General features: G+C 67.4%; 25 protein-coding genes. 16 read left to right on the top strand and 9 right to left on the bottom strand.

Annotated elements, in window-relative coordinates; translation table 11 throughout:
* The first annotated feature begins 107 nt into the window (after window positions 1-107).
* Window positions 108-980 (top strand): DoxX family protein, encoded by an 873-nt coding sequence (locus IU450_RS09730; RefSeq protein ID WP_324197604.1) that lies wholly within the window; start codon window positions 108-110, stop codon window positions 978-980.
* 202 nt (window positions 981-1,182) lie between these two features.
* Here IU450_RS09730 and ilvD read toward each other — a convergent pair whose 3' ends face one another.
* A complete protein-coding gene (gene ilvD / locus IU450_RS09725; protein WP_195032547.1) occupies window positions 1,183-3,024 on the bottom strand; it encodes a dihydroxy-acid dehydratase in 1,842 nt (613 codons plus the stop codon).
* Window positions 3,025-3,443: 419 nt separating this feature from the next.
* Window positions 3,444-3,947 (bottom strand): PH domain-containing protein, encoded by a 504-nt coding sequence (locus IU450_RS09720; protein ID WP_324197603.1) that lies wholly within the window; start codon window positions 3,945-3,947, stop codon window positions 3,444-3,446.
* Window positions 3,948-4,373: 426 nt separating this feature from the next.
* Here IU450_RS09720 and IU450_RS09715 point away from each other — a divergent pair, with 426 nt between their 5' ends.
* The 3 genes from IU450_RS09715 to ilvC all read left to right on the top strand — a co-directional run bounded on the left by IU450_RS09715 (window position 4,374) and on the right by ilvC (window position 8,036).
* Window positions 4,374-6,308 (top strand): acetolactate synthase large subunit, encoded by a 1,935-nt coding sequence (locus IU450_RS09715; RefSeq protein WP_195149370.1) that lies wholly within the window; start codon window positions 4,374-4,376, stop codon window positions 6,306-6,308.
* Window positions 6,305-6,808 (top strand): acetolactate synthase small subunit, encoded by a 504-nt coding sequence (gene ilvN, locus IU450_RS09710; protein ID WP_039799659.1) that lies wholly within the window; start codon window positions 6,305-6,307, stop codon window positions 6,806-6,808. The genes IU450_RS09715 and ilvN overlap by 4 nt, the downstream gene beginning before the upstream one ends.
* Before the next feature lie 226 nt (window positions 6,809-7,034).
* Window positions 7,035-8,036 carry a ketol-acid reductoisomerase gene (gene ilvC, locus IU450_RS09705; protein WP_174377715.1) on the top strand — a complete coding sequence of 334 codons (1,002 nt, stop codon included), beginning with the start codon at window positions 7,035-7,037 and terminating at the stop codon, window positions 8,034-8,036.
* Window positions 8,037-8,111: 75 nt separating this feature from the next.
* On the opposite strand, the gene IU450_RS09700 is transcribed toward ilvC, so the two are convergent.
* A complete protein-coding gene (locus tag IU450_RS09700) occupies window positions 8,112-8,402 on the bottom strand; it encodes a hypothetical protein (RefSeq protein WP_195149369.1) in 291 nt (96 codons plus the stop codon).
* 450 nt (window positions 8,403-8,852) lie between these two features.
* Between IU450_RS09700 and IU450_RS09695 the strand changes: the two genes are divergently transcribed.
* The 3 genes from IU450_RS09695 (at window position 8,853) to IU450_RS09685 (ending at window position 12,301) form a co-directional block, all read left to right on the top strand.
* Window positions 8,853-9,827, top strand: a complete 975-nt coding sequence (locus tag IU450_RS09695) for an acyl-CoA thioesterase (protein ID WP_416382857.1) — start codon at window positions 8,853-8,855, stop codon at window positions 9,825-9,827.
* A gap of 31 nt (window positions 9,828-9,858) precedes the next feature.
* Window positions 9,859-10,752, top strand: a complete 894-nt coding sequence (locus IU450_RS09690) for an AAA family ATPase (RefSeq protein ID WP_195149368.1) — start codon at window positions 9,859-9,861, stop codon at window positions 10,750-10,752.
* Window positions 10,753-10,879: 127 nt separating this feature from the next.
* Window positions 10,880-12,301 (top strand): vWA domain-containing protein, encoded by a 1,422-nt coding sequence (locus IU450_RS09685; protein WP_228834200.1) that lies wholly within the window; start codon window positions 10,880-10,882, stop codon window positions 12,299-12,301.
* Window positions 12,302-12,599: 298 nt separating this feature from the next.
* Here the strand turns inward: IU450_RS09685 and IU450_RS09680 are convergent, their stop codons facing one another.
* The 3 genes from IU450_RS09680 to IU450_RS09670 all read right to left on the bottom strand — a co-directional run bounded on the left by IU450_RS09680 (window position 12,600) and on the right by IU450_RS09670 (window position 14,282).
* Complete coding sequence (locus tag IU450_RS09680; RefSeq protein WP_195149367.1) at window positions 12,600-13,496, bottom strand: HNH endonuclease; 897 nt, start codon at window positions 13,494-13,496, stop codon at window positions 12,600-12,602.
* A 241-nt stretch (window positions 13,497-13,737) separates the two neighbouring features.
* Window positions 13,738-13,950 carry a hypothetical protein gene (locus tag IU450_RS09675; protein WP_195149366.1) on the bottom strand — a complete coding sequence of 71 codons (213 nt, stop codon included), beginning with the start codon at window positions 13,948-13,950 and terminating at the stop codon, window positions 13,738-13,740.
* Window positions 13,950-14,282 (bottom strand): hypothetical protein, encoded by a 333-nt coding sequence (locus tag IU450_RS09670; RefSeq protein ID WP_195149365.1) that lies wholly within the window; start codon window positions 14,280-14,282, stop codon window positions 13,950-13,952. Before IU450_RS09670 ends, IU450_RS09675 begins: the two co-directional genes overlap by 1 nt.
* A gap of 774 nt (window positions 14,283-15,056) precedes the next feature.
* Between IU450_RS09670 and IU450_RS09665 the strand changes: the two genes are divergently transcribed.
* Both IU450_RS09665 and IU450_RS09660 read left to right on the top strand, forming a co-directional pair.
* On the top strand, window positions 15,057-16,442 hold the full coding sequence (locus tag IU450_RS09665) for a hypothetical protein (protein ID WP_195149364.1): 1,386 nt from the start codon (window positions 15,057-15,059) through the stop codon (window positions 16,440-16,442).
* Window positions 16,439-16,984, top strand: coding sequence for a GNAT family N-acetyltransferase (locus IU450_RS09660; RefSeq protein WP_195149363.1), 546 nt, complete (start codon window positions 16,439-16,441; stop codon window positions 16,982-16,984). The genes IU450_RS09665 and IU450_RS09660 overlap by 4 nt, the downstream gene beginning before the upstream one ends.
* A 41-nt stretch (window positions 16,985-17,025) precedes the next feature.
* On the opposite strand, the gene IU450_RS09655 is transcribed toward IU450_RS09660, so the two are convergent.
* A complete protein-coding gene (locus IU450_RS09655; protein ID WP_195149362.1) occupies window positions 17,026-18,390 on the bottom strand; it encodes a cytochrome P450 in 1,365 nt (454 codons plus the stop codon).
* A 123-nt stretch (window positions 18,391-18,513) separates the two neighbouring features.
* Here IU450_RS09655 and IU450_RS09650 point away from each other — a divergent pair, with 123 nt between their 5' ends.
* Window positions 18,514-18,969: an NUDIX hydrolase gene (locus IU450_RS09650; protein WP_228834199.1), complete on the top strand. Its 456-nt coding sequence runs from the start codon at window positions 18,514-18,516 to the stop codon at window positions 18,967-18,969.
* A gap of 39 nt (window positions 18,970-19,008) precedes the next feature.
* Here the strand turns inward: IU450_RS09650 and IU450_RS09645 are convergent, their stop codons facing one another.
* Both IU450_RS09645 and IU450_RS09640 read right to left on the bottom strand, forming a co-directional pair.
* Complete coding sequence (locus IU450_RS09645) at window positions 19,009-20,028, bottom strand: Gfo/Idh/MocA family oxidoreductase (RefSeq protein WP_195149361.1); 1,020 nt, start codon at window positions 20,026-20,028, stop codon at window positions 19,009-19,011.
* A 32-nt stretch (window positions 20,029-20,060) separates the two neighbouring features.
* A complete protein-coding gene (locus tag IU450_RS09640) occupies window positions 20,061-21,065 on the bottom strand; it encodes a LacI family DNA-binding transcriptional regulator (protein WP_195096043.1) in 1,005 nt (334 codons plus the stop codon).
* Between the two features lie 258 nt (window positions 21,066-21,323).
* On the opposite strand from IU450_RS09640, the gene IU450_RS09635 reads away from it, so the two are divergent.
* From IU450_RS09635 to IU450_RS09610, 6 genes are read left to right on the top strand one after another with little or no spacing between them, the layout of a single operon-like run.
* The gene (locus IU450_RS09635; RefSeq protein ID WP_195149360.1) at window positions 21,324-22,232 is read left to right on the top strand and encodes a TIM barrel protein; all 909 of its coding nucleotides are present in this window, start codon (window positions 21,324-21,326) and stop codon (window positions 22,230-22,232) included.
* A complete protein-coding gene (locus tag IU450_RS09630; RefSeq protein WP_228834198.1) occupies window positions 22,229-23,239 on the top strand; it encodes a sugar ABC transporter substrate-binding protein in 1,011 nt (336 codons plus the stop codon). The genes IU450_RS09635 and IU450_RS09630 overlap by 4 nt, the downstream gene beginning before the upstream one ends.
* An 8-nt stretch (window positions 23,240-23,247) precedes the next feature.
* On the top strand, window positions 23,248-24,303 hold the full coding sequence (locus IU450_RS09625) for an ABC transporter permease (protein ID WP_416382851.1): 1,056 nt from the start codon (window positions 23,248-23,250) through the stop codon (window positions 24,301-24,303).
* Window positions 24,300-25,082, top strand: coding sequence for an ATP-binding cassette domain-containing protein (locus tag IU450_RS09620; RefSeq protein WP_195149358.1), 783 nt, complete (start codon window positions 24,300-24,302; stop codon window positions 25,080-25,082). The genes IU450_RS09625 and IU450_RS09620 overlap by 4 nt, the downstream gene beginning before the upstream one ends.
* The gene (iolC, locus tag IU450_RS09615; protein ID WP_324197602.1) at window positions 25,079-26,029 is read left to right on the top strand and encodes a 5-dehydro-2-deoxygluconokinase; all 951 of its coding nucleotides are present in this window, start codon (window positions 25,079-25,081) and stop codon (window positions 26,027-26,029) included. Before IU450_RS09620 ends, iolC begins: the two co-directional genes overlap by 4 nt.
* A gap of 28 nt (window positions 26,030-26,057) precedes the next feature.
* On the top strand, window positions 26,058-26,999 hold the full coding sequence (locus tag IU450_RS09610; RefSeq protein WP_195149357.1) for an aldolase: 942 nt from the start codon (window positions 26,058-26,060) through the stop codon (window positions 26,997-26,999).

Here is a 26,999-nt window from a genome sequence, read left to right as displayed (position 1 = left end):
TACGGAAATTCCGTCGCCCGCGCCCCCTCCGGGTGGGTGTTGCGCGCACACTGACACGCCGTCCGGTACTTGCTCGCCGTGCCGCGCCGCGGCATAGGGTAATGATCGTGACCGACAAGCCGAAAGAAACGGCCGAATCCAAGGCCGGGAACTCCGCTCCCTCCACGGCCGAGCAGTCGGCGGTGTCGTCCACCGGTCGAGGAGTGACCAGCCCGTACGACTCGCCGACCGAGCAATTCGCGCGAGTGGATCCGGCCCAGCGGCCCCGTCTGTCCAAGGACGTTCCGCGCACCGAGGACGAACTCGGGCTCGACCCGGAGGTTCCGAGCACCGCCGACAGCAAGGCCGGAGGTAAGGCGCCCACCTACGAGTACGCGAGCATCCCGCCCGCCCCGGGCCCGCCGAACGACACGGGCCGTCTGCGCCGCCGCACCGGCGAGACCCGCCGCGGCACGCTCGATCTGGGCTTGCTGCTGTTGCGCCTGGTCGTCGGCGGCACCTTCCTCTACCACGGCTTGCAGAAGCTCACCGGCTGGTTCCACGGCCCCGGGCTGGACGGCACCCGCGACATGATGGAGCGCGGCGGTTGGGACCACCCGACCGTGTCCGCCATGCTGCTGACCGCGGGCGAGGTGGGCGGCGGCGCGCTGCTGATCCTCGGGCTGGCCACCCCACTGGCCGCCGGCGCGGTGCTCGCGGTGATCCTGGACGCCTGGGCCTGGAAGCAGGGCATGGCCCCCGGGTTCCAATACAAGGCAGGGCCGGGCGCGGTGGAATTCGAGAGCGTCCTCGCGGGCGTCGCCACCGTCATCATCCTGACCGGCCCGGGTCGCTTGTCCTTCGACCGCAACCGAGGCTGGGCCATCCGCCCCGCCGCGGGCTCCTTCGTCGTCCTTCTGCTCGCCGTGGCGGCCGCGGTCGGCACCTACTGGTACCTGCACGGCGGCAACCCACTCACCGGCATCGGCCCCTTCGACTGACTTCGGATGAACCGAAAAGCCCCTTCCTCGCTCATCGGGAGGAAGGGGCCTTCGTTTCAGATGACCTCAGCGACAGCTGATTTCGTAAGCACATGGGTGACTCGTCGGAAACGCCCGAACTCGGCAGCGCACCCGACGCAGGACCTGAGACCAGATCCTCCCGCACCTGTCCAGTACGGCCTGAGACCCGGAGTGGCGGGGGCTACGGCACGTGGCGGACCGCGCCTTTGTCCGCCGAGGTGGCCATGGCGGCGTAGGCGCGCAGGGCCGTCGTCACTGGACGATCACGGTTCACCGGCTGCCAGGGCCGCTCGGAGGCTTCCATCTTCGAGCGACGCTCGGCGAGGACCGCGTCGTCGACGAGGACCTCCAGCGTGCGGGTGGCCACGTCGATGCGGATCTGGTCGCCGTTCTCCACCAGGCCGATGACGCCGCCGCTGGCCGCCTCGGGGGAGATGTGCCCGATCGACAGACCGGAGGTGCCGCCGGAGAATCGGCCGTCGGTGATCAGCGCGCACTCTTTGCCGAGGCCCGAGCCCTTCAGGAAGGCGGTCGGGTGCAGCATCTCCTGCATGCCGGGGCCGCCCGCGGGACCTTCGTAACGGACCACGATCACGTCGCCGGGCTTGATCTTCTTGCCGAGGATGACCGACACGGCCTCCTCCTGCGACTCCACCACCACGGCCGGACCCTGGAAGGAGAACAGCTCCTCGTCGATGCCCGCGGTCTTGAGCACCGCGCCGTCGGGCGCGATGTTGCCGCGCAGCACGACCAGGCCGCCTTCCTTCGTGTAGGCGTGCTCGAGGTCGCGGATGCAGCCGCCCGCGGCGTCGGTGTCCAGCGACGACCACCGGTTGTCGGTGGAGAACGGCTCGGTGGTGCGCACCCCGCCCGGCGCGGCGTGGAAGAGTTCGATGGCTTCCTGGGATGCTTTGCCGGAGCGGATGTCCCAGGTGTCCAGCCACTCGTCGAAGCTCGCGGTGTGCACGGTGGTGACGTCGGTCTCCAGCAGCCCGGCGCGGCGCAGTTCGCCGAGGATGGCGGGGATGCCGCCGGCGCGGTGCACGTCCTCCATGTGGTAATCGGAGTTGGGCGACACCTTCGCCAGGGTGGGCACCCGGCGGCTGGTCTCCTCGATGGTGTGCAGATCGAAGTCGATCTCACCTTCCTGCGCGGCGGCCAGCGTGTGCAGCACGGTGTTGGTCGAGCCGCCCATCGCGACGTCCAGGGCCATCGCGTTGCGGAAGGCTTTGGCGTCGGCGACGTTGCGCGGCAGCACGGACGCGTCGTCCTCGCGGTACCAGCGGTTGGCGATGTCCACCACCACCGTGCCCGCCCGCTCGAACAGCGCCCGGCGCGCCGCGTGGGTGGCGAGGGTGGAGCCGTTGCCGGGCAGCGCGAGACCCAGCGCCTCGGTGAGGCAGTTCATCGAGTTGGCGGTGAACATGCCCGAGCAGGAGCCGCAGGTCGGGCACGCGGACCGCTCGACCTCGGACAGGCCCTCCTCCGACACCGCCTGATTCGCGCTCGCGGAGATCGCGGTGATCAGGTCGGTGGGCGCCTGCGCGACGCCGCCGACGACGACGGCCTTGCCCGCCTCCATCGGTCCGCCGGAGACGAACACCGCCGGAATGTTCAGCCGCATCGCGGCATTGAGCATGCCGGGGGTGATCTTGTCGCAGTTGGAGATGCAGACCAGCGCGTCGGCGGTGTGCGCGTTCACCATGTACTCGACGGAGTCGGCGATGATCTCGCGCGAAGGCAGCGAGTAGAGCATGCCGCCGTGGCCCATGGCGATGCCGTCGTCGACGGCGATGGTGTGGAATTCGCGCGGCACGCCACCGGCGGCGCGCACCGCGTCGGCCACGATGTCGCCGACGTTCTTCAGGTGCACGTGGCCGGGAACGAATTGGGTGTAGGAGTTCGCGATGGCGACGATCGGCTTGCCGAAGTCGGTGTCGGTCATGCCGGTGGCGCGCCAGAGTGCGCGTGCGCCTGCGGCATTGCGGCCGATGGTCGTGGTTCGTGAACGAAGCGGTGGCATTTCGATGGTCCTCGGGTCGCGGGGGCTGACGTGCGACGGCGCAGAGCCTGCTCGGCGGACCATCACGTTACTCCCGCGGATGGGCGCGCCCCCCGCCGGTCGTGGCGGGTCGTGCGAGGCGTCGATCGGTGTCAGCCGGGTTCGGATGGTCGCCCGTGCGTGGTGTCGCCGGGCCGACGGTGTCGCCGGAGGTGCCGGACCGTCGAGGGTGGGGATGCGGAGAAGGGTCGCTGCTCCGGCAAATCATCCCATCACCCGACCGCAACAGCTTACGCGGAGGGAATGTTCCGCCTCGGCGCAATCGGTGGCCCCATCCGGGCGTCCATGCGGTCTGAGCGCGGCGGCGGGTTCGTTATCGCCGGTCGGGGAACCGCGCTCGGCCACGCTCGGAACGCGCAGCCGCGAACGGGCGACCCTCGCTACGGCGTGTCTTTGCCGGTGGAGTCCTCGGTGGACTTCGCGATCCCGTTGGTTCGCGAACCGCCGTCGCCGGTCGAGTCCGTCTCGGGTTCGGTCGCGTCCGCGGGGTCGGCGGGGGATTCGTCCGTCGGAGACGCGTCCGGCCGCGCGAACGGGTCCGGGATCCGTCCGCCGGACGCCGCCGCCAGGTCGCGCAGCCGGTCGTAGCTCACCGCGGGCAGCTTCGCCTCGGTGCCGTCGGTGAGGTCGGCGCGCACGTAGCCGCGTTTGGGGATCCGCACGCCCTTCACCTGCGCCCAGTCGAGGTGGCGCGACCCGAACAGCGTCCGCAGATCCAGCCCGGCCGCCGAGACGGTGGTCTGCGTCCGCAGCACCCACGCCAGCACCACGACCGGGATGAGCAGCAGCCACCACAGCCCGGCGGGCCAGCCGACGAACGGGAAGAACACGCACATCAGCAGGATGAAGACGCCCAGGAACGCCAGTCGTGGGATGCGGATCACACGGGCGTCGGAGGCGCTACCCGTATCCGTTGTCGCCGCAGGCGTATGGGACGATTCAGAAGGTGGCACGGACTGATGCGGTGATGACACACCACCATCCTCGCATCCTGGTGAACGGACACAAGCAGCCGCACTGTCCCACATAATGGGACGCACGGGGTCATCTGTTTGACTCTTCGGTTCACACCCGCTTAACGTCGTGCGCGTGAATCGAAACGAGTTGCTCGTAATCGGCCGGCGCGTCCAGCGTTGAGCCTGACACACTGAGTCGAATACGTCAGCTCGCGTTGCGACGCGCCACCCTCGATCAGCCCTGTGCTGTCGGGGGCTTTTTTATGTTCGGACTAATGTCCAGCATGGCGAAGCGCAAGACACCGCTGGCACAAATTCCGGGGTCAGAACCACAACCAGTAAGGAACGAAGACGGTGAGCGCACCTACCGCACGGCCCGGGCCTTCGGCCCGTAGGCCAGCGCCTTCGGCGAACCAGCAGGCCACGCCCGCTGCCAACGCGACCTCCGCGGCCAACCGCCGCCCGGTCCCGCCCGAGCGGGTCACCGGCGCGCAGTCGGTTGTCCGGTCGCTCGAGGAGCTCGGCGTCGACACCGTATTCGGCATTCCGGGTGGCGCGATCCTTCCGGTGTACGACCCGCTGTTCGATTCCACCAAGGTGCGCCACGTCCTGGTCCGGCACGAGCAGGGCGCGGGTCACGCGGCCACCGGTTACGCCCAGGCCACCGGCAAGGTCGGTGTGTGTATGGCCACATCCGGCCCCGGCGCGACCAACCTGGTCACCCCGATCGCCGACGCGCAGATGGACTCGGTCCCGATCGTGGCCATCACCGGCCAGGTCGGCCGCAGCCTGATCGGCACCGACGCGTTCCAGGAAGCCGACATCTCCGGCATCACCATGCCGATCACCAAGCACAACTTCCTGATCACCGACGGCGTCGACATCCCGCGCATCATCGCGGAGGCGTTCTACCTCGCCGCGTCCGGCCGCCCCGGCGCCGTGCTCGTCGACATCCCCAAGGACGTGCTGCAGGCGCAGACCACCTTCAGCTGGCCGCCGGAGATGCGGCTGCCCGGCTACCGTCCGGTCACCAAGCCACACGGCAAGCAGGTGCGCGAGGCCGCGCGGATGATCATGGAGGCCAAGGCTCCCGTGCTCTACGTCGGCGGCGGCGTGATCAAGGCCGACGCCTCGGCCGAGCTGCTGCAGCTGGCCGAGCTGACCGGCATCCCGGTGGTCACCACGCTGATGGCGCGCGGCGCGTTCCCCGACAGCCATCGCCAGAACATGGGCATGCCCGGTATGCACGGCACCGTGGGCGCGGTCGCGGCGCTGCAGCGGTCGGACCTGCTGATCACCCTCGGCGCGCGTTTCGACGATCGCGTCACCGGTCAGCTGGACTCCTTCGCCCCCGGCGCCAAGGTCATCCACGCCGACATCGACCCGGCCGAGATCGGCAAGAACCGGCACGCCGACGTCCCGATCGTGGGCGATTGCCGCGAGGTGATCGTCGAACTCATCGAGACGCTGAAGGCGGATCCCGCCACGGACAACGCGCTGCCGCTGTCGCTGACCGACTGGTGGAAGTACCTCGACGGCGTGCGCGACGCCTACCCGCTGGGCTGGACCCCGCCCACGGACGGCTCGCTGTCGCCGGAGTTCGTCATCGAGGCGCTCGGCAGGCTGGCCGGACCCGACGCGATCTACTGCGCGGGCGTCGGTCAGCACCAGATGTGGGCCGCCCAGTTCATCAAGTACGAGAAGCCGCGCACCTGGCTGAACTCCGGTGGCCTTGGCACCATGGGCTACGCCGTCCCGGCGGCCATGGGCGCCAAGATGGGCGCGCCGGACAAAGAGGTGTGGGCGGTCGACGGTGACGGCTGCTTCCAGATGACCAACCAGGAGCTGGCCACCTGCGCCGTCGAGGGCGTCCCGATCAAGGTCGCGCTGATCAACAACGGCAATCTCGGCATGGTGCGCCAGTGGCAGACGCTGTTCTACCAGGAGCGTTACTCCAACACCGACCTGGGCACGCACTCCCTGCGCATCCCCGACTTCGTGAAGCTCGCCGAAGCCCTCGGCTGCCACGGCATCCGAGTGGAGCGCGAGGAGGACGTGGAGGCCGCCATCCGCGAGGCGCAGTCCATCAACGACCGTCCCGTGGTGATCGACTTCATCGTCGGCAAGGACGCCCAGGTGTGGCCGATGGTCGCCGCGGGCACCAGCAACGACGAGATCGTGGCCGCTCGCGGCATCCGCCCGCTGTTCGACGAGGACGAGCAGGCCGCCGAGCCCGCGGTCATCCACGCGGCGATGTCGCACGAACAGAACAGGGTGAACAACGGATGAGTACCACGCATACCCTCAGCGTTCTCGTCGAGGACAAACCGGGCGTGCTGGCACGGGTCGCGGCGCTGTTCTCCCGCCGCGGCTTCAATATCGAATCGCTGGCGGTCGGCGGCACCGAGCTCCCCGAGATCTCGCGCATGACCATCGTCGTCACCGTCGAGGACCTGCCGCTCGAGCAGGTCACCAAGCAGCTCAACAAGCTGGTGAACGTCATCAAGATCGTGGAGCAGGACTCCGACAGCTCGGTGGCCCGCGAACTGATTTTGGTGAAGGTGCGCGCCGACGCCAGTGTGCGGACCCAGGTTATCGAGGCGGTCGGACTGTTCCGCGCGAAGGTCATCGACGTGTCGCCGGACGCGCTCACCGTCGAGGCGACCGGAACCCGGTCCAAGCTCGACGCGCTGCTGCGGATGCTCGAACCGTATGGCATCCGGGAGATCGTGCAGTCCGGTGTCGTCGCGGTGGGCCGTGGACCGAAGTCCATCACCGCCACTCGGTGAGGTAGCGAGCGGCACACCGATGGGGCCGACCGTCCGGCGGCGGCCACACGCTAGTCTTTCTGCGATCGACGGTTGGCGTGCCGCCTCCCCGCGTACGCGGGAATGATCCCCTCCCGCGTACGCGGAGGTGATCCGATCCAGAACAACGTAAACAGCACCGGCGCAAGCACGGTGTGCCCCGCCTCGCGCGGGGACTATCCCGGAAGGAACCACAGTGGCAGTCGAGATGTTCTACGACGACGATGCCGACCTGTCGATCATCCAGGGCCGCAAGGTCGCTGTCATCGGCTACGGCAGCCAGGGCCACGCGCACTCGCTGAGCCTGCGCGACTCGGGCGTCGAGGTCCGGGTGGGCCTCGCCGAGGGTTCGAAGTCGCGTCCGAAGGCCGAGGAGGCGGGTCTGACCGTCGGCACGCCGGCCGAGGTCTCGGCGTGGGCGGACCTCATCATGGTGCTCGCGCCCGACACCGCGCAGGCGTCGATCTTCACCAATGACATCGAGCCGAACCTGAAGGACGGCGACGCGCTGTTCTTCGGCCACGGCCTCAACATCCACTTCGGCCTGATCAAGCCGCCCGCCAACGTCACCATCGGCATGGTCGCCCCGAAGGGCCCCGGCCACCTAGTGCGTCGTCAGTTCGTCGACGGCAAGGGCGTTCCGGCCCTGATCGCGATCGACCAGGACCCGAAGGGCGAGGGCCAGGCGCTGGCGCTGTCCTACGCCAAGGGCATCGGCGGCACCCGCGCGGGCGTCATCAAGACCACCTTCAAGGAAGAGACCGAGACCGACCTGTTCGGTGAGCAGGCCGTGCTGTGCGGTGGCACCGAGGAACTGGTCAAGACCGGTTTCGAGGTCATGGTCGAGGCCGGTTACGCGCCGGAGATGGCCTACTTCGAGGTGCTGCACGAGCTGAAGCTGATCGTCGACCTGATGTACGAGGGCGGCATCGCGCGGATGAACTACTCGGTGTCCGACACCGCCGAGTTCGGTGGCTACCTGTCGGGCCCGCGGGTCATCGACGCCGACACCAAGAAGCGCATGCAGGACATCCTCAAGGACATCCAGGACGGCAGCTTCGTCAAGCGTCTGGTCGCCAACGTCGAGGGCGGCAACAAGGAGCTCGAGGCGCTGCGCAAGCAGAACGCCGAGCACCCGATCGAGGTCACCGGCGCCAAGCTGCGCGGCCTGATGAGCTGGGTTGATCGTCCGATCACCGAGACCGCCTGATCCTCCGCCTGATTCACGCGGGTGGCCCGCTCCGGATCTCGGAGCGGGCCACCCGCGTCTCGGTAGACCTCTTCTCTAGCTGCTGCCGAACATGCCGGGCCCGAAGCCTTGCCCGTATCCCTGTCCGTAGGGGCCGCCGTATTGGTTGTAACCCCAACCGAACAGCGGGTTGTTGTTGCAACTCCAGTTCTGGAACGGACCGAAGGCGCACCGGTCGTAATACGGGTCGTACCAGGCCTGAGTGACCCCGGGTGTGCTCGGGGTAGCCGAGGCGGGCATCGCCAACGCGGTCAACGGGATTGCGGCGATCGCACCGGCGACGGCCACCCGGGCCAAGGTGCGGCGTGCGCTGATTGTGGAGAACAACGTAAATCCTTTCACTCTGCGGCGGGCATTCCGTCCGCCATCCCCCATTTGCGGTTCTGTCCGCGACCTACCCCCGCGGACAGAGCTGGATCTACGGTCGCTGCTTCGCGGTCGCGCTTACCGACGGGGCAGCGACTGCACCCCTTCACTCTTGCGCACTTGCCGCCAAAGGTCACGGGTGTCGTCTCCCCTGCGGGCAAAATCAAACCGTGGTATTAGGGGCTACCCCCTATACGGATTGCTCACCGATCGCGGAACCGGCTGAGCATACGATCGCTGTCTCGTTACTCGCTCGTATCGACGCCGGGGCCTAAGGTTCTCCCGGACAACGGGGTCAGGTAGCCGAAGATTCTCTGCCCGAACGGATTGTGAACCTTGCCCAAATCGACAGACATCGACCCGCGCGCGACAGTCTCGAATCCGGCCGCGGCCGGTCGGCGTCCCGAGGCGATTCACCGATTCCTCGTCCAGCCCGCCGACGCGGGCATCCTGGGATCGGTCGACGGCGGCAAACTTCTCGAATGGATCGACAAGGTCGCCTACGCGGCGGCGGCACAGTGGAGCGGCCGCTACTGCGTCACCGCCTACGTCGGCAACATTCATCTCGACCGCCCGATCGCGGTCGGTGAGCTGGTCGAATTGCACGCGAATCTCGTCCATACCGGGCGCACCAGCATGCACATTCTCGTCACGGTCTATTCGACCGATCCCACCCGGGTGAAGCCGGTGCAGTCGGCGCAATGCCTGACGATCTTCGTCGCGGTGGACGACGACCGGCGCACTGTCGAAGTCCCGCAATGGAATCCGACCTCGCTGCTGGAATTGCAGCGGCACCGGCAGGCAGGTGCCCGAATCTCGGTGCGAAAGCACATCGAGGAGGCGATGGCCGCGCAGCGATACACCGGCGCCGGCACCGCGCCCAGCGCCACGCTGCGCTTTCTCGCAGCGCCTTCGGACATCAACTGGGGCGGCAAAGTTCACGGTGGCCGGACGATGCGGTGGATCGATGAAGCGGCGTACGTGTGCGGCGCGGACTGGGCCGGACAGCGCGTCCTCACCTCCTACTTCGGTGGCATCCGCTTCTACCGGCCGATCGTGATCGGTCACGTCGTCGAGGTCACCGCACGCTTGATCCACACCGGCCCGCGCAGTATGCACGTGAGCGTGCACGTGACCTCCACCGACGCGCACTCCGACGAACCGGCGCTGGCGGCGCACGGTCTCGCCGTGGTCGTCGCGGTGGACGACGACGGAAAAGCGCGACCCGTGCGCCAGTGGGAGCCGGTCTCCGAGGAGGACCGCGCACTCGACGCGCACGCCAGGCACCTGGTCGAACTGCGTGCTCTGGTCGAGCCGTTCACCATGGCGAGCGCCGTGCCGTCCGACGCCGAACCGAGTCATTTCCGGATACCGGGGCCGAGCTGAGGCCGAGACCGCCCGGCTAGACTAGTTACCGATGAGTAAGTTCTTCGCGTCGGTGGACGAGGTGACCGCGCGCCTCACCGAGGCCGGGTACATCCCGTCTCTCGACATCGCCACGGCCGTGTTCCTCGCGGGCCACCTCGGTAAGCCCCTGCTGATCGAGGGTCCGGCGGGCGTCGGCAAGACCGAGCTGGCCAAGGCCGTCGCCACCGCGACCACCTCCGACCTGGTGCGCTTGCAGTGCTACGAGGGCATCGACGAGGCACGCGCGCTCTACGAGTGGAACCACGCCAAGCAACTGCTTCGCATCACCGCGACGGACAACGAAGGCTGGGACAGCACCCGCGACCACGTCTTCACCGAAGAGTTCCTACTGGCGCGCCCGTTGCTGGCCGCCATCCGCAATCCGCGTTCCACGGTCCTGCTCATCGACGAACTCGACAAGGCCGATGTCGAGCTGGAAGGGCTGTTGCTCGAAGTGCTCGGCGATTATCAGGTGAGCATTCCGGAACTCGGCACCGTCACCGCGGTGCGCAAGCCATTTGTCATCGTGACCTCCAACGCCCACCGCGAGTTGTCCGAAGCGCTCAAGCGCCGCTGCCTCTACCTGCACATCGATTACCCGACGGCGGAACTGGAGCGGGCGATCGTGCGGATGAAGGTTCCGGAGCTGGACGAGGCTCTGGGGGAGCCGGTGGTCCGCACGGTTGGCGCACTGCGACAGCTTTCGTTGCGCAAGGCTCCGTCGATCTCCGAGACCGTCGATTGGGCGAAGACGCTGGTCGCGCTCGGTACGCGCAATCTGAGTGGAAGCGTCGTTCGCTCGACACTCGGCGTGCTCTTGAAGTACCAGTCCGACCATCGCCTTGCGATCGAGCGGCTCGGACTGCTCGATTCGGACGGTGAACAGGGGAGCGTGGCGCGATGAAGGTTGTGCCCGGTCATGCGGTCTGTTCCGCGCGGGTCGGCGCGGCGCTTCGTGCACAAGGGATTGCCTTCGCCGCATGGAAGCCCGGCCTGCGACCTGCGGTCGCACTCACAGGTCGAGACAGACCATGAGTACGACGGAAGGACGTGCGGGCCAGACGAAGTCTCGCCTGGACTCGATGACCGACCGGCTGGTCGAGTTCGTCGGGCTGCTGCGTGACCACGGCATCAACGCCGGGCCGAGCGAAACCATCGATGCGGCCGAGGCGATGATCGCCCTCGGGCTCGCCGACCGCAACCGCCTGCGCTCCGGCATGGCCGCCTGCCTGCTGCGCCGCAATGGTCAACGCGCCGTGTTCGATCAACTCTTCGACCTCTACTTCCTGACCACGCAGCAGCCACAGCCCGCCGACCCATCGACACCCGAATCCATCGAAGCGCTGCAAGATCGGCTCGTCACCGCACTGGCGCAGGACGATTCGGACTCGGTCGCCGAACTGGCCCGCCAGGCGCTGACCGAACTCGGCGGCTACGGCGGCGTGGGAACCGGCCAGACCTCCGCCCCGGTCACCACCGCGTCCGGCGCCGGCTGGTCCTCCTACCTGACGATGAAAGCCCTACGCCCGGAAGAACTCATCGATCGCATCGTCGCGGGCATGCACGGCACATCCCAGCTCGACACCACCGTCCACACCATCGAAGCCAACCGCCGCCTCGCCGCATTCCGCACCGCCGTCCGAACCGAAGCCCGGCTGCGCTCGGCGCAACTGCGCGGCACCGAATACATCGCCCGCCGCGGTGTCGAATCCAGCACCGACCGGATCGATTTCCTGGGCGCCCGCGAACAGGACCTCGCCGAAATGCGCCGCCTCGTCCACCCTTTGGCCCGCAAACTCGCCACCCGCCTCGCCGTCCGCCGCCGCAAAGCCGTGCGCGGCCGAATCGACCTGCGCCGCACCCTGCGCCGCTCCATGTCCACCGGCGGCGTCCCCATCGATCCAGTCCTGCGCGCCCGCAAACACGGCCGCCCCGACCTCGTCGTCCTCGCCGACATCTCCGGCTCGGTCACCGGCTTCGCCGAATTCACCCTCCACCTCATCCAGGCCCTGCAAGACCAGTTCAGCAAGGTCCGCAGCTTCGGCTTCGTCGACACCTGCGACGAGATCACCCACTTCTTCACCCCCGGCGAACCACCCACTCCCGGCATAGCCGCCCGCATACTCCGCTCCACCAAGGTCGCCCGCTTCGGCAGTTCCAACTACGGCGAAGCGTTCCAAGGGTTCCTCGACAACTACGCCGACGCCCTCGGGCCGCGTACGTCCGTCCTCATCCTCGGTGACGGGCGGACGAACCGCACGGACCCGAACCTCGCTGCGGTGCAGACGATTGTCGACCGGGCGAAGCACACCTACTGGCTCAATCCCGAGCCGTCGCGCTCGTGGTCGACCGGGGATTCCGCAGCCCACGTGTACGCGGAGTGCGTGACGATGCACGAGTGCCGGAACGTCAAGCAGTTGACTGAGGTCATCGCGCGGTTACTGCCTGCGTAAGACGGTGAGCAGTTCGCCTCAATGACGCTTTTGCCTGGTGATGTGGAGCGCTGAATCGCCGTTCGTTCGTCATGTCGAAGGCGAACTGGCTAGTGCGCACCACCATGCTGAAGCTCGCGCATCAGTACGTCGCACTGCGGGGCATCCGGCCGGCTTGGGCGCAATGTGCCAGCTCGGTACCAGCCGGCTGGTAGTGGTCGCGCTCGGCCTCGTCGCGAGTCACGGGCGTGCGCAGCGGCATAACGCTGAAAGTCGACGTCACCATCGACTGTTCGAGGTTACACCGTGATCGCCTTGATCAGCTGGCTTCCTTGAACTCGGCAAACCGTTCCTCGAGGCGCTCTGCCGATGGCCAGTCCTTCCGCCGTTGCGGTAGTGCTAAGTGCTGACCGTCCATTCCTTGTAGTCCATGCCGCAGCATCGGACTCTTGTCCGGGTCATCCATCAGCTGCGCGCCGACGTGGATTTCGTACCCGGGGGAGATGCCTATCAAATTGCTGTCATAGGCGGCGTGGTGGATCTTGCAAAGGCTCAGTCCGTTGTCGACATCGGCTGCACCGTGCTCCTTGCCGTCTCCGATGATGTGGGCGGCGTCCAGCAGTCGCGTGTGACGTATCTTGCACATCGCACAGCGGTGTTCGTACGCCAGCAGAACCCGGCCCCTGAACTCCGGCTGGTGTAGTCGTTGCTTCGTCAAGCGTTGAACGTAGGCGCGCTCGATCGGCTTGAGATGCAGAGGATCACTGACTTCTCGCAGACTCTCGTCCAGCGCCAGGATGAACCGTTGACGCGGCTGGTCGTCCGCAACGACGTACACGGGAAATACCGGGACGTAGCGGATCTCTGATCCGATTTTGATCCATCGGAGCAGGATGATGGGTAGTTGTAACTCATACGCGCGCCTCAGCTTGGTGTTGTCGCCTCGGACGTTGCCTTCTCGGTACGCATAGGCATAGAGAGACTCGCCGACTTCCTCATCGTCATAGGGGCTGTCGGGCTTCGAGAGGATCGACAAGGTGGCCGCGAATTGCGAAGGATTCCAGATTCCCTTGTTGCGGTCGATCAGCCGATAGGTCTGGGCCCCGACCTCGAACTCGGTCAGTTCCTCGCGAGTCAGCGAACCCTTCTCTTCGACCCGTCGCGCCAGGTGATCGAAGATCATCTGGCGCAGCTCGCGCTCCACCTCGCTCTGCATGTATGGAGTGTGCCATGGTCAGCAGAGTGCGACTGCCTTTCGGTCCACTGCGTCGAAGTGCCTCGCGGGCTTGCGTTTCGAGAAGGGCGGGATACGTGCGTTCGATCCGTGTAGTCACCGATGTGCTCTGGCGAGGCTGACGCGGTCCAACCTCGCTATCGAGGCCACGCCGACCGAGCTGCTGCACGAGACCGATAGCATTGCTCGCGCGATCCTGCACCGATCGTCGTCTTCCCATCGCTCAGCGGCTGGCTGGCACCAGCGCACTCAACGCCTTCGAGCCGAGCTGAAGCATCTCTGCCAGGGTTGAGCGGTCGATCGTGAACTCGAATTCGTTGCCTGGCGTGCCGAATACAAATGTCACGGAGTCGTCGTCCTCGCCGATGACAGTTCTGACAGGGCAGCCTTCACTTGTGCTGACCCAACTGCCAATCGTCAGTTGATCCCACGTCATCATTGATCCTCATCAGTCGTCGCCATTGTTGAGACATCATCGAGCCAGTGCGTTTCGCTGCGATCCCCGACGTACCTTCCGCCTGGAGGGTCGGCGTACGCGGCCAGGATGGCTTGCCTTGCTGCCGGAGAAGCAGCCGAGAGGTTTCGGTCTCGGCTGTGCTTCCAATCTGCCCAGCACCACCCAGCGCCTGCATCGATCGTGAATTCGGTGATGGCTGTTTCCACGCCGTCGATGAATATGCGGACATCGACAGGTCCATCGGGATGCCGCGCGACGACCGCTTCGACCTGTCGATCAGCATCCAAGCGGTCGCGTTCGGGAGTGTGCATCTTGCGGCTCTACCTATCGCGCTCGGTGCCGACGGGCCTCGGCACACGCGCGGACGGATTCGATGACGGCCAGCCCTGAGGGCCGGTAGCTGTCACGGGGTGGCTGCACCCATAACCCGAAATCCGTGTCGGTCCACTGGCGATGGGAGTGCGATCTGTGCGCCGAGGCGGGCGATGGAGGCGTTGAGGCGGAACAGTTCTCCGAACAGGGCCACGTCGTCGTTGGGAACGTCCGGCACGACGAGGAACGTCCATCGCTTCGACCGGGGATGCGAGACGATCGGGCCGGGCGGAAGGCCGTGCCCCTGCATGTGGCCTTTGACGGCCGCGCCGAGCTCGGCGGGGACGGTGACTCCGCCGACGCTGCCTGAGGGGATGAAGAGTTGGCGGAGTTGCGGTTGAACCCGCGCGGGTAGGCCGCACACCTCCCGATAGAACCGGCACCTCGACATCAGGGTGTCTGCGGCTACGCCGTGTACGAGTGGATCTTCGTGCGCTGTGTCATTTGCCGCAAATCTGCGAACCGGTCGCATTCCACTGCCTTCCTTCTCCAGTCGCTCGTTGACGGGCACCCCCGCCGGACAGCCTGGCGAGGTCTCGGTGTCAGTCCGGTGTTGAGTGCTGTGCCAAGCTTCCGTCACGGCGGGACGTTGCGAGAAGGCTCGTTCGAGGGAGGACAGGGGGAGGAACGCGGGAGGTGGATTCAGTTCGGACTTGGACGCCCGGCGTGGATGTGATGATTTGGTGCGGGTTACCGAACGAGGGGGACGGGGCTTGTCTGAACCGAATCATCAGCTCAGCGCGGCTAGGAAGCGAATCACGTCCGAGTTGTCCGGGCACCCGTTGTCACGGGCGGAACTCGCCGACGCGGTGAACAGGTGGGTGTATCGTCAGAATGGCCGGGTAATTCAGTTGTCCGCCAACTACATCGGCAAGTTGGAGCGCGGTGTATTTCGTTGGCCCAACACCGATTACCGTGCGGGGTTGCGGGCTGTTCTCGGCGCGGCAACGGATGCCGAACTCGGTTTCGGTCCGGTCGAGCGCTCGCCCGGTGTCGTTAGGATGGGGGCAGACGAGAATGATTCGCCGAAGTTCCTGCCGACGGTAGGGAAAGAGGTTGACGACGTGCTCCGCCGAGACTTCCTGTTCAACGCTCCCGCCGCCGGTGTCGGCGTGGCGCTCGGGTTGGAGTCGGTTCGGCACGGACTCAATCTGGCGGTGTCGGAGGGGGCTTCGGTAGATCTCGAGGACTGGAACGAAATCGTGCGGGAGTACGGAGCAACCGCCGTAACTCACACCGCCACCGAGTTGCACAAGGCGCTACTGGTCGACGTTATTTGTCTCGAGGTTGCGTTGGCAAGGTCTTCGGACCCCTCGTACCGCCGGGAGCTGTACCGAATCGGCGCTCTGCTGAGTCAGTATTTGGCACAGGCAGTCGGCGACCTCGGATATCGACGTGAAGCCATGCGGTGGTGGCGCACTGCGAACTACGCCGCTGACTGCTCAGGTGATATGCACGCGATGATGTACGTGCGGGGGCGCAGAGCTATCCGGGCCATCTATGACGGTAAGGCCCCGGAAATCATCATCGGCGAGATCAGTAAGTCCGACACCTTGGTCGCCGAAGGCCCGCTCTACGGGCGGCCAAGCCTGCTTGCGGCCCGTGCGCAGTCGTTCGCTCTGCTCGGCCGTGCTGAGCAAGCGGAGGCATCGTTGGTTGCGCTGCGCGAGACTTTTGCGGGATTGCCGTCCGCGATGACCAAGGATCACAGCTGGCACTGCTGGGCATATGCAGAGGAGCGAGTCAGGTTCGCCGAAAGCTTCGTGTACTCCCATCTCGGCGATACTCGCCGGGCAGAAGAGGCGCAGTCGGCGGCGCTCGACCTGTATCCACCCAACAGTCGGCGCGGGCCAGTCCAGATCGAGCTTCAGCGTGCTCTTTGCTTGGTCGCCGCCGGTGACCCGACCGAGGGGACCGCTCACGCGATGGCCACCTTGGAAAGATTGCCGACCGAACACCGGACACGGTTCGTCATGGGCTTGGGCGAACAAGTCCTCGCCGCCGTGCCTAGGAAGCAGCGACGCACCAGGAATGCCCTTGGACTCCACCAACTTCTGCGGGACGACCCCTTCCATAAAGGGAAGGCCCTTGAATCATGACCTCGCGCTCGCTCGAACTGGCCCGCTACGACGCCACCGGGGCACTCGAGCTCGCAGACGAACTCGAGGCCGTGTATCTCGCTTCGCACCGCGAGCAGCAAGACAACCCGTGGTACAGCCCAGCGCGATTCTGGGAACGCCTCGAGGAGATGTACGCCCCGATAGCAGGCTTCGAACTGGTCGCGGGCCGGATTGATGGCCGGATGATCGGCTATGCCTTCGGAACTCCTTACGGCCGACCACAAGCGGTGTGGAAGAAAGCAGTTCGGTTCTATCCACAATGTGCTCCTGAAGCTCGGGACACACCGGTCTACATCTTCCGTGAGTTTGCCGTGCACCCCGACTATCAAGGGCAAGGCTTCGCACGAACAATCCACGACACCTTGCTGTCGCAGCGCTCGGAATCACTGGCCTACCTGCTCGTGCGGGTCGGCAATCCGGCCCGCGCCGCATACGAGGCATGGGGTTGGCGCGTGATCGGCCAAGACCAGCCGTTCGCCGACTCACCGGTGATGGATGAGATGGCCCGGCTGTTGAACTGAGTGCGGTAGGCATCAGTGAGGCGGATTCGTTCCGCTGACGTTCAGGCCGACGGCGTGGTCAGCGCTGCGTTACGCAGCCGCACCGTCACCGGAAGATGGTTCACCTCCAGCGTGGCGCGTGCAACCTCGTGCACAGCAGTTCCCGGCACCAACTCCAGCCGCGCCCGCGCAACGACCGTAGCCAAAATGGTGACCGCTTCGTACCACGCGAACGGTTCGCCGATGCAGTTTCGGTTGCCGAGGCCGAAGGGCTGATAGACCCCGGTCCGGGTCACGGTCTTGCGGTATTCCGGCGTCCACCGGTCCGGGTCGAACCGTGCCGGATCGTCGAAGTGCTTCGGGTTGTTGTGCAGCGTGTACGGCGAGTAGAAGAGCGTGGTGCCCGCGGGGAGCGTGACTCCGCCGAGGTCGAGTTTCTCGATCGTCTCGCGTGTGCCGAGCCAGGTGGGAGCGTATCGGCGCAGCGTCTCCGCCATCACTCGCTCGGTGTATTGGAGGTGCTGGATGTTGTCAGCGGTGACCGGGCCGCCGCGCAGCACCTCGGCGACTTCCTCTTCGACCCGCTCTCGCACGTCCGCGCGTCGCGCCAGCTCGTAGAAGGCGAAAGCCATGGTGTTGGCGGTGGTGGCGAAGCCTGCGGCATAGAGCGTCATCACCTCGTCGTGGAGTTCGCGATCGGTGAGTCCGGTGCCGTCGTCGAACCGCGCGGTGAGCAGCATCGACACCAAGTCGCCGTAATCGGTGTCTCCGGCTCGGTATTCGGCGATTATGCGGTCGATCGCATCGGAGAGCCTGCGCACTGCCGCATCGAAGGTGCGGTTGCGTAGCGGGATGTGAGCCAGCCACGGCATCATGGTGCGTTTCGGTAGCTCGTCGACGATCACCGGGAACGAGCGCAGCGACTCCGCGACCACCGCTTCGCCGAGTTCGCTGGCGAACAATGCTTTTGCGACGATCCGCATGGCCAGCACCCGCAACCGGTCATCGAGTTCCAATCGCGCGCCGTCACTCCAGCTGTCGACCATGGCATCGGCTTCCTGCTGCATGATCCGCACATAGCCGGCGATCTTCTCGTGGTGAAAGGCCGGTGCCATCAGGCGGCGATGCCGCAGATGCTTCGGCTCGGCCGACACGGACAAACCATCGCCCAACAGCACTCGCATGGCCTCGAAGAACGCCCCCTTCTCGACGCTGTGCGCCTCCTTGCCGCGCAGCAACGAAACGATCAGCTCCGGCGCGGTCACCAGGTAGGCGTCTTTGCTGCCCAATCGGATTCGCGCCAACGGCTCCGGCGTCCGGTGTAGCTCGGCGAAGAACTGCAATGGCCTGCTTCGTAGCGCTAGGCCGTGACCGACGATCGGCCATGCTCGCTGGACAGGGCGGCCGACAGCCGTATGCGTACTCATGGAGGCCCCTCGTGAGAGTTCCTGCGCCAATTTTCGCTTACCCGTTCGTGTTTGTCGCGGCCGTCGACAGCGAGTCGCCGGAGTGGAGGATGTTGGGATAGGGTCCGGCGGGAGGTATCGGGGATGAGTTTCAGGCTGGCGGCATACGCCGTCTGCATCGAGGACGGACGGGTGTTGCTCGTCCGTTACGTACCACCGAGGGGCGAGACCAACTGGACTCTTCCGGGCGGTGGGGTCGAGCACGCGGAGGACCCGTTCGACGCGGTGACCCGAGAGCTCGCTGAAGAAACCGGCTGCCACGGGGTGGTCGAACGTCTACTCGGCGTGGACTCGAGGGTAATTCCCGCGGCAGCCGCGCATGCCGGAGCCGAGCACCAGAATATCGGCATTTTCTACCGGGTCCGCGTCACCGGCGGGCGACTGCGGCATGAGCCCAATGGTGCGACCGCCGAACCGATCTGGACCCGATTCCCGATGTCGCCTGGCTGCGCCGGTCATCACTGGTCGACGTCGGTCTGGCGCTGGCTCGGACCGTTCCGGCAACCGGCCATGTCGCTCCCGTCCCGGTCGGCGGCTTGATCCAGCATTGAGGCGCCCCACCCTCTTCCCGGCGACCTCTCAGCGCCGAACTTCAGCTATCTCGACAGCCCGGCCTTCCCGCCGGGACAGATCGCAGGCTTCGGCAACGTAGAACGCCTCCAATGCGTCGGCCGGAGGGCAGGGATTCTCGAGTTGACCGGTCGCGACTTCGATGAACGCCGCCAATTCGTCGGCATAGGCCGGACGGAACCGCTCCATGAAACCCCCATAGGGGGAGTAGGGGGAGGGGCGGTGGTCGGGTTCGACGGAAGTCAACGGCGCGCGGTCGTCCAGTCCGACGACGGCGTTCCCCTCGGAGCCCAACGCCTCGAGCCGGACGTCGTACCCCACCCCGTTGTAGCGGGTCAGCGACACGGTCGCGAGGGCTCCGTCGTCCAGGCGCAACAGCACGGCGGCGGTGTCCACGTCGCCCGCTTCGGCGAAGAACGACGCACCCCGGTTCGCTCCGAGGGCGAACACTTCGGTGATCTCGCGCCCTGTCACCCAGCGGATGATGTCGAAATCATGCACCCCACAGTCGCGGAAGATGCCGCCGGAGCGCGAAATGTATTCGGCGGGTGGCGGAGCCGGGTCGAGGGTGGTGGCGCGCAAGGTGTGCAGCCAGCCGAGTTCGCCGGAACGGATGGCTTCGCGGGCGGCGCGGTAGCCGGCGTCGAAGCGGCGTTGGAAGCCGATCTGGACGGGGACGGAGGAGTCGCGGATGTGGTCGATGACGGCGAGGGTGCCGGTGATGTCGGCGGCCACGGGCTTCTCGCAGAAGACGGGGATGCCCGCGTCGACGGCGCGGATGATGAGTTCGGGGTGGGAGTCGGTGGCCGTGGCGATGATCAGGCCGTCGAGGTCGGCGGCGTAGAGGGCGTCGAGATCGGGGGCGAATTCGACGCCGAGGTCGGTGGCGGTGGCGCGGGCGCGGTCGGGGACGGCGTCGGCGACCAGGACGGTGGCCACGGTGGGGAGTTTCCGCAGGGTCTCGGCGTGCGAGGTCCCGATGCGGCCGGTTCCGGCGAGGCCCAGCGTGACGGCTCGGTGGGAGGACATCGGCTCTCCTTCATGTGGAATCGCGACGGGCATCAGGGACGTGGGGCGGCTGTGGTGGAGCGGACGACGAGCGAAGGTTCCACCCGGCGGCGGACCGGGGCGGTGCGGCCGTCGCGGAGTCGTTCGGCGAGCGCCTCGATGGCGAGACGGCCCATCTGGGTGCGGGGCTGGTCGACGGTGGTCAGCGCGACGTGGCGCAGGGCGGCCAGCGAGGTGTTGTCGTAGCCGACCACCGAGACGTCCTCCGGCACCCGTAATCCCGCTTCCTCCAGCGCGGACATCGCCCCGAAGGCGTTGAAGTCGTTGCCGCACACCAGCGCGGTGGGAAAGTTGTCGCGGGAGAACAGGTTCAGCAATCGGCGCGCCGCGGCCATGCCCGCGGAGTCGGTGTGCTCGCTCGCTACGACCATCGGTTCCAGGCCGTGGCGCTGCATGGCGGCACGGTAGCCCTTGCGGCGCGGCGCCGCGGTGAAAGCGCCGCCGCCGTCGAGGTGGACGATGCGCCGGTGCCCGAGCGAGGTCAGGTGATCGACGGCGAGGGCGGCGCCCGCCTCGCCGTCGTCGTTGACCGTATCGATCCCCGCGACGGTGGAGGTGCGCGACACCAGCACCAGCGGAGCCTGCTGCGACGCTTCGCGAATCGCGGCGGCGGGCAGGACGGGGGACAGCAGGATGACGCCCCCGGGCCGGAAGGAGAGCAGGCTCTCCAAGGCGGTGCGTTCGCGGGCGGCGCTGCGCCTGCCGGTGTTGAGGATCAGTTCGAGGCCGGACTCCTGCGCGGCGGCGTCCATGCCTTCGACGACGTCGGCGAAGAAGGCGTTGCGCAGGTCGGAGACCAGGACGCCGACGATGTTGGAGGTCCGGCTGGCCAGCGAGCGGGCCATGATGTGCGGTTGGTAGCCGAGGTCTTTGGCCGCGTCCAGCACGGCGCGGCGGCGGTGCTCGCTGACCTTCGGGGAGTTGCGCATGACCAGCGAGACGAGGGCGCGCGAGACGCCCGCGCGAGCGGCGACGTCTTCCATGGTCGGTCGTGCCATGTCGCCTCCGTCCTGCGTCCGCCCCCTCCACCGGGTCGGACGATACGCGGTGCCCGCGAGCGGGGCAATAGAGCGCTCTAATCGGACTCGATGTCCGCGAAGGCACCCGAGAACTGCCCGGAAGAATCGTAATAATCGCTGGTAGAACCGCTTTGATCGGCATGAGAGAAGCTCTTGACACACTATGACCTGCGTTACATAGTTGGAGCGCTCCAATAGCACGGAGTCAACTCGATATCGAAGGTCGGAGAAGTGCCGATGACCGAATCCCTGCACCCGCTGCGCCTCGCGGCCGCGCCGATCTCCTGGGGAGTCTGCGAGGTCCCCGGCTGGGGTCACGTGCTCGACGCGCGCACGGTTCTGTCGGAGATGGCCGCCCTCGGCCTGTTCGCCACCGAACTCGGGCCACCCGGCTATCTGCCGTGCGACCCGGGTGAATCGCGACAGTTGCTCGAGGAATTCGGTATCACCGCGGTCGGCGGCTTCCTCGCCGTCGTGCTGCACCGCGACCGGCAGGACGCGCTCGCGCGGGCGGAGCACACCGCCGCGCTGTTGGCCGCCACGGGCGCGGAAGTCCTCGTGCTCGCCGCCGCCACGGGATTCGGTGGATACGACGAGCGCCCGCAACTCGACGACTCGCAATGGCGCGCCCTGATCGACACCGCCACCGCGATCCGCGACGCCGCCGCCGGGTACGGCTTGCGCACGGTGCTGCATCCGCATGTGGGCACCCACGTGGAGAGCGAGGCCGAGGTGGAGCGGTTCCTCGCGGACGCCGATCTCGACATCTGCCTGGACACCGGACATCTGCTCGTCGGCGGCGCCGACCCGGTGCGGCTCGCGCGGCGGCACGCCGAACGGATCGGGCACATCCATCTCAAGGACGTCCGCGGCGCGCTGGCCGACCAGGTACGTGGCGGGAAGCTCGAGTACAGCGAAGCGGTGCGCCGCGGACTGTACGTGCCGCTGGGCGAGGGTGACGTCGACATCGCGGCACTCGTGCACACCGTGCGGAGCGCGGGATATCGGGGCTGGTACGTCCTGGAGCAGGACGCCGCGCTGCGGATATCCGACTCGGCGGGCAAGCCGAGCGGCGATACCGGGCGCAGCCTGCGGTACCTCACCGACATCGCGCTCACCGCGCCCGGAATCCAGTGTCGGCGATGACGATGATGGCTCCGCGACCACGGCGCGGCGCGACCGCGCGATATCTGACCCGCCTGCTGCCGTGGATCGCCACGGTCGCCGTCCTGGCCGCGTGCAGCGGTCCCGGCGCCGACGCGCCCGCCCCTTCGCAGACGCCGATCGCCGTCGGAACGGTGAAATCCGTAGCGGTGGTGACCCACGGCAGCCCCGGCGACGCGTTCTGGAATGTCGTCAAGAACGGCGCGGAGGCCGCGGGCGAGGACCTCGGTGTCCGGGTGGACTACAACTCCTCCGGTGATCCCGGCCAGCAGGCGAAACTGATCGACAACGCGGTGGCGCAAGGGGTCGACGGCCTGGTGGTCTCGATGGCCAATCCCGAGGCGCTGCGACCGTCCGTCGAAAAGGCCGTTGCCGCGGGAATTCCCGTGGTGACGATCAACTCCGGCGAGTCCGAGAGCGCGAAATTCGGCGCGTTCGTTCACGTGGGTCAAAGCGAATCGCTGGCCGGGCAGGCCGCGGGCGAACGCCTCGCCGAGGCCGAGCGCACGAAGATGCTGTGCGTCATCCACGAGGCGGGCAATATCGGCGCGAACGAGCGCTGCGCGGGCGCGACGAAGGCGTTCGGCAACGCGACCACGCTCCAAGTGGACATCAACAATCCGACCGACGCGCAATCGAGGATCAAAGGCGCGCTGGAGGCCGACCGGTCCATCGACGCGGTACTGACGCTGAACTCCCAGGTCGCCGCGCGGGCCGTGGACGCCGTCCGCGAGGCCCGGTCGCCCGCCACCGTCGCGACCTTCGACCTCAATTCCGATGTGGTGGCGGCGATCCAGGCCGGGAAGCTGCTGTTCGCGGTCGATCAGCAACAGTACGAGCAGGGTTACCTGCCGATCGTGCTGCTGCGGCTGTACCGGGCGAACCTGAACACCGTCGGAGGCGGCGCGCCGGTGCAGACCGGCCCCGGCTTCGTCGACAAGAGCAACGTGGACGCCGTCGCCGCGCTCGTGGCGCAGGGCACGCGCTGAGGCCGGGAATGGATGAGATGACCGTTGCCACAGAGACATCCGATCCGACGCGGGACCGACCGGGCCTCTCGCCGCTGCAACGCCTGGCCGTGCGGCCGGAGATCGGCGCGGCGCTCGGCGCGCTGCTGGTGTTCGTGTTCTTCTCCCTCGTCACCGACCGGTTCCTGAGCCCGCTCGGCGTCGCGACCTGGCTGGACGACGCGTCCACGCTGGGCATCATGGCGGTGGCCGTGGCGCTGCTGATGATCGGCGGCGAGTTCGACCTGTCGGCGGGCGTGATGACCGCCTCCACGGCGCTGGTCACCGCGTTGCTCGCGGTGCACGCCGGATGGAACGTCTGGTTCGCGCTGCTGGCCTCGCTGGTGTTCGCGCTGGTCGTCGGCGCGTTCAACGGCTGGGTGGTGATGCGAACCGGCCTGCCCAGTTTCATCGTGACGCTGGGGACCTTCCTGGCCCTGCAAGGCCTGAACCTCGGCGTCACGCGACTGGTCACCGATACGGTGCAGGTCTCGGGGGTGCGGAGCGCGGACGGCTACCAGTCGGCGGGTTGGGTGTTCGCCTCGACGCTCGACATCGGTGCGGCGCACATCCAGGCGTCGGTGGTCTGGTGGATCGTGCTGACCGCGATCGCTGCGGTCATCCTGGTCCGCACCAGGTTCGGCAACTGGATCTTCGCCGTCGGCGGCGCGCTGCCGAGCGCCCGCGCGGTCGGCGTCCCCGCGGACCGCACCAAGATCCTGCTGTTCATGGGCACCGCGTTCGCGGCCTGGGTGGTGGGCTCGTGCACCATCCTGCGGTTCGCCAGCGTGCAGGCCAACCAGGGCGTGGGGCTCGAACTGCACTACATCATCGCCGCCGTGGTGGGCGGTTGCCTGCTCACCGGGGGCTTCGGCTCGGCGATCGGCGCCGCGATCGGCGCGCTGATCTTCGGCATGGCGCGCCAGGGCATCGTGTTCGCCCGCTGGGACAGCGACTGGTTCATGCTGTTCCTCGGCGTGCTGCTGCTGGCGGCGGTCCTGGTCAACAACAGATTCCAGAAACGAGCCGAAAGGGTGCGCCGATGACTCCCCTCATCGAGGCCGTTGACCTCGGCAAGAGCTACGGCGGCGTCGTCGCCCTGCGCGAGGTGTCGACGGTGGTGAACGCGGGCGAGGTGACCTGCGTGCTCGGCGACAACGGCGCGGGCAAGTCGACGCTGATCAAGATCCTCGCGGGGGTGCACCGGCACGATCGCGGCGAACTGCGCGTCGAGCGCGAACCTGTTCGGTTCGCCTCCCCGCGCGAGGCGTTGGACCGAGGCATCGCCACGGTGTACCAGGATCTCGCGGTGGTGCCGCTGATGAGTGTGTGGCGCAACTTCGTGCTCGGCTCGGAGCCGACTGTCGGATACGGGCCGTTCCGGCTGCTGGACCGCAAGAAAGGCTGCGAGATCGCACGTACCGCACTGGCGGACATGGGGATCGAGATCCGCGATCTGGAACAGCCGGTCGGCACGCTGTCCGGCGGGCAGCGGCAGTGCATCGCGATCGCGCGAGCCGTGCACTACGGCGCGAAGGTATTGATCCTCGACGAGCCGACCGCGGCCCTGGGCGTCAAACAGGCCGGGGTGGTGCTGAAGTACGTCGTGCAGGCGCGCGAACGCGGGCTGGGCGTCGTGCTGATCACGCACAACCCGCACCACGCCTATCCGGTCGGCGACCGATTCCTGCTGCTGAAGCGAGGCGCGATGCTCGGTTCGTACGAGAAGTCGGAGATCGATCTGCCGGAGTTGACCCGTCAGATGGCGGGCGGGGCGGAACTGGAGGCGTTGCAGCACGAACTGCGGCGCGTGGTGACGCCGTGAAGACTCCGGGAAGCGAGCTGGAGGCGTTGACCATCGGCCGCGTCGGGGTGGACCTGTATCCCGAACAGAGCGGGGTCGCCCTGGCGCAGGTGCGCAGTTTCGCCAAGTTCCTGGGCGGCACCGCGACCAACGTCGCCGTGGCAGCCGCCCGGCTCGGTCGTCGCTCGGCGGTGCTGACCAAGGTGGGCCCCGACGGCTTCGGCGACTTCGTGCGCACGGCGCTGGAAGACTTCGGTGTGTCGTCCCGTTACGTCACGACCGCGCCGCAGTTGCAGACGCCCGTCGTCTTCTGCGAGCTCGCGCCGCCGTCCGATCCGCCCCTGCTGTTCTATCGGGCGCCGATCGCGCCGGATCTCACCCTCACCACGGACGAAGTGCCGTGGGACGTGGTGGATTTAGTGCCACTGCTGTGGGTCACCGGCACCGGCGTCAGCGCCGAACCGGGCCGCGGCACGCAGCGCGAGATCCTGCTGCGGCGCGCCCGCCGCGGGCACACGGTGCTCGACCTGGACTACCGGCCGATGTTCTGGCCCGACGTGGAAACCGCGCGCGCCGAGATCGGGTGGATGGTCGACCACGTGAACGTGGTGGTCGGCAACCGCACCGAGGCCGAGGTGGCGGTGGGCACCGCCGACCCGGACACGGCCGCCGATCGGCTGCTCGCCCGTGGGGTGCGCCTCGCGGTGATCAAGCAGGGCGGCGACGGCGTGCTGGTGGCCACCGCCGAGGAACGCTGGACGGTGCCGCCTTGCCGCGTGGAGGTGGTGTGTGGGCTCGGCGCGGGTGACGGATTCGGCGGCGCGCTCATCCACGGTCTGCTCTCGGACTGGGACCCGCGGCGCATCGCCACCTACGCCAACGCGGCAGGCGCGCTGGTCGCCTCGCGTCTCGCCTGCGCCGACGCGATGCCGACGGCCGCGGAAATCGAGGAACTGCTGTGCGGGTGAGTGGCGAGCGCGGGACGAAGGAGCTGCCATGCATGTGACCGACGAACGCTGGCGCGAGTTACTGCATGTGCGCGCCACGGACCCCGCCGCGATCGAACGGGCCTACGCGAAACGGGTGCGGCGCACCGACCTGCTGGCGGGCAAGCAGACCTTGTTCCTGGTCGCCGCGGACCATCCCGCCCGCGGCGCGCTCGGCGTCGGCGCGGACCGCACGGCCATGGCGGATCGGCGCACGCTGCTGGAACGGCTGCTGATCGCGTTGGCCAACCCGGATGTCGACGGCGTGCTCGGCTCGCCGGACGTGGTCGAAGAACTGCTGCTGCTGGACGCGCTGGACGACAAGGTCGTGATCGGATCGATGAACCGCGGCGGACTGGCCGGCGCGGAATGGGAGATCGATGACCGATTCACCGGATACGACGCCGAGGCTCTGGCGCGATTCCGGCTCGACGGCGGCAAGATGCTGCTGCGCCTGGTCGATTCCGACGCGGGCACCGTGCCGACGCTGCAAGCCTGCGCGCGGGCGGTCTCGGAACTGGCGGCGCACGAGCTGATGGCGATGGTCGAACCCTTGCCGTATCACCGGGACGACAACGGCGCGCTCGTGATGAGCAAAGACGCGCTGTCGCTGTCCCGGGCGATCACGGTGGCCTCCGGGCTCGGCGTCACCTCGGCCTACACCTGGCTGAAGATTCCCGCGCCGCCGAACGTCTCGGTACTGGACGCGACCACCTTGCCGGTGCTCGTGCTGGGCGGCGCTCCTTCCGGTGACTCGGCGGTGGATCGCGCGCTGTGGGGCGGGGCGCTCGGCCACGACGTGGTGCGCGGTCTCGTCGTCGGGCGCACTTTGCTGTACCCGCCGGACGGCGACGTCGCCCGGGCGGTGGACACCGCCGCTCGGCTGCTGAAGGGAACCCGCGGCGACCGGATCGCCGATATCCGCGGAGTGCGTACGGAGGAGGCGCGATGA

Origin of the sequence: Nocardia abscessus, from assembly GCF_015477775.1 — a bacterium.
In the GTDB taxonomy this organism is placed as follows: domain Bacteria; phylum Actinomycetota; class Actinomycetes; order Mycobacteriales; family Mycobacteriaceae; genus Nocardia; species Nocardia abscessus_A.
The sequence above is the reverse complement of the archived record's forward strand: the minus strand, read 5'-3'. Positions and strand labels throughout refer to the sequence as shown.

Bases quoted from the DNA above. Each gene is read 5' to 3' on its own strand.
- ilvC (WP_174377715.1), top strand. From the start codon at position 7,035: ATGTTCTACGACGACGATGCCGACCTGTCGATCATCCAGGGCCGCAAG.
- IU450_RS09690 (WP_195149368.1), top strand. From the start codon at position 9,859: ATGAGTAAGTTCTTCGCGTCGGTGGACGAGGTGACCGCGCGCCTCACC.
- ilvN (WP_039799659.1), top strand. From the start codon at position 6,305: ATGAGTACCACGCATACCCTCAGCGTTCTCGTCGAGGACAAACCGGGC.
- IU450_RS09650 (WP_228834199.1), top strand. From the start codon at position 18,514: ATGAGTTTCAGGCTGGCGGCATACGCCGTCTGCATCGAGGACGGACGG.
- IU450_RS09685 (WP_228834200.1), top strand. From the start codon at position 10,880: ATGAGTACGACGGAAGGACGTGCGGGCCAGACGAAGTCTCGCCTGGAC.
- IU450_RS09645 (WP_195149361.1), bottom strand. From the start codon at position 20,028: ATGTCCTCCCACCGAGCCGTCACGCTGGGCCTCGCCGGAACCGGCCGC.
- ilvD (WP_195032547.1), bottom strand. From the start codon at position 3,024: ATGCCACCGCTTCGTTCACGAACCACGACCATCGGCCGCAATGCCGCA.
- IU450_RS09660 (WP_195149363.1), top strand. From the start codon at position 16,439: ATGACCTCGCGCTCGCTCGAACTGGCCCGCTACGACGCCACCGGGGCA.
- IU450_RS09670 (WP_195149365.1), bottom strand. From the start codon at position 14,282: ATGCACACTCCCGAACGCGACCGCTTGGATGCTGATCGACAGGTCGAA.
- IU450_RS09655 (WP_195149362.1), bottom strand. From the start codon at position 18,390: ATGAGTACGCATACGGCTGTCGGCCGCCCTGTCCAGCGAGCATGGCCG.
- IU450_RS09635 (WP_195149360.1), top strand. From the start codon at position 21,324: ATGACCGAATCCCTGCACCCGCTGCGCCTCGCGGCCGCGCCGATCTCC.
- IU450_RS09675 (WP_195149366.1), bottom strand. From the start codon at position 13,950: ATGACGTGGGATCAACTGACGATTGGCAGTTGGGTCAGCACAAGTGAA.
- IU450_RS09620 (WP_195149358.1), top strand. From the start codon at position 24,300: ATGACTCCCCTCATCGAGGCCGTTGACCTCGGCAAGAGCTACGGCGGC.
- IU450_RS09680 (WP_195149367.1), bottom strand. From the start codon at position 13,496: ATGCAGAGCGAGGTGGAGCGCGAGCTGCGCCAGATGATCTTCGATCAC.
- IU450_RS09625 (WP_416382851.1), top strand. From the start codon at position 23,248: ATGGATGAGATGACCGTTGCCACAGAGACATCCGATCCGACGCGGGAC.
- IU450_RS09640 (WP_195096043.1), bottom strand. From the start codon at position 21,065: ATGGCACGACCGACCATGGAAGACGTCGCCGCTCGCGCGGGCGTCTCG.
- IU450_RS09610 (WP_195149357.1), top strand. From the start codon at position 26,058: ATGCATGTGACCGACGAACGCTGGCGCGAGTTACTGCATGTGCGCGCC.
- IU450_RS09630 (WP_228834198.1), top strand. From the start codon at position 22,229: ATGACGATGATGGCTCCGCGACCACGGCGCGGCGCGACCGCGCGATAT.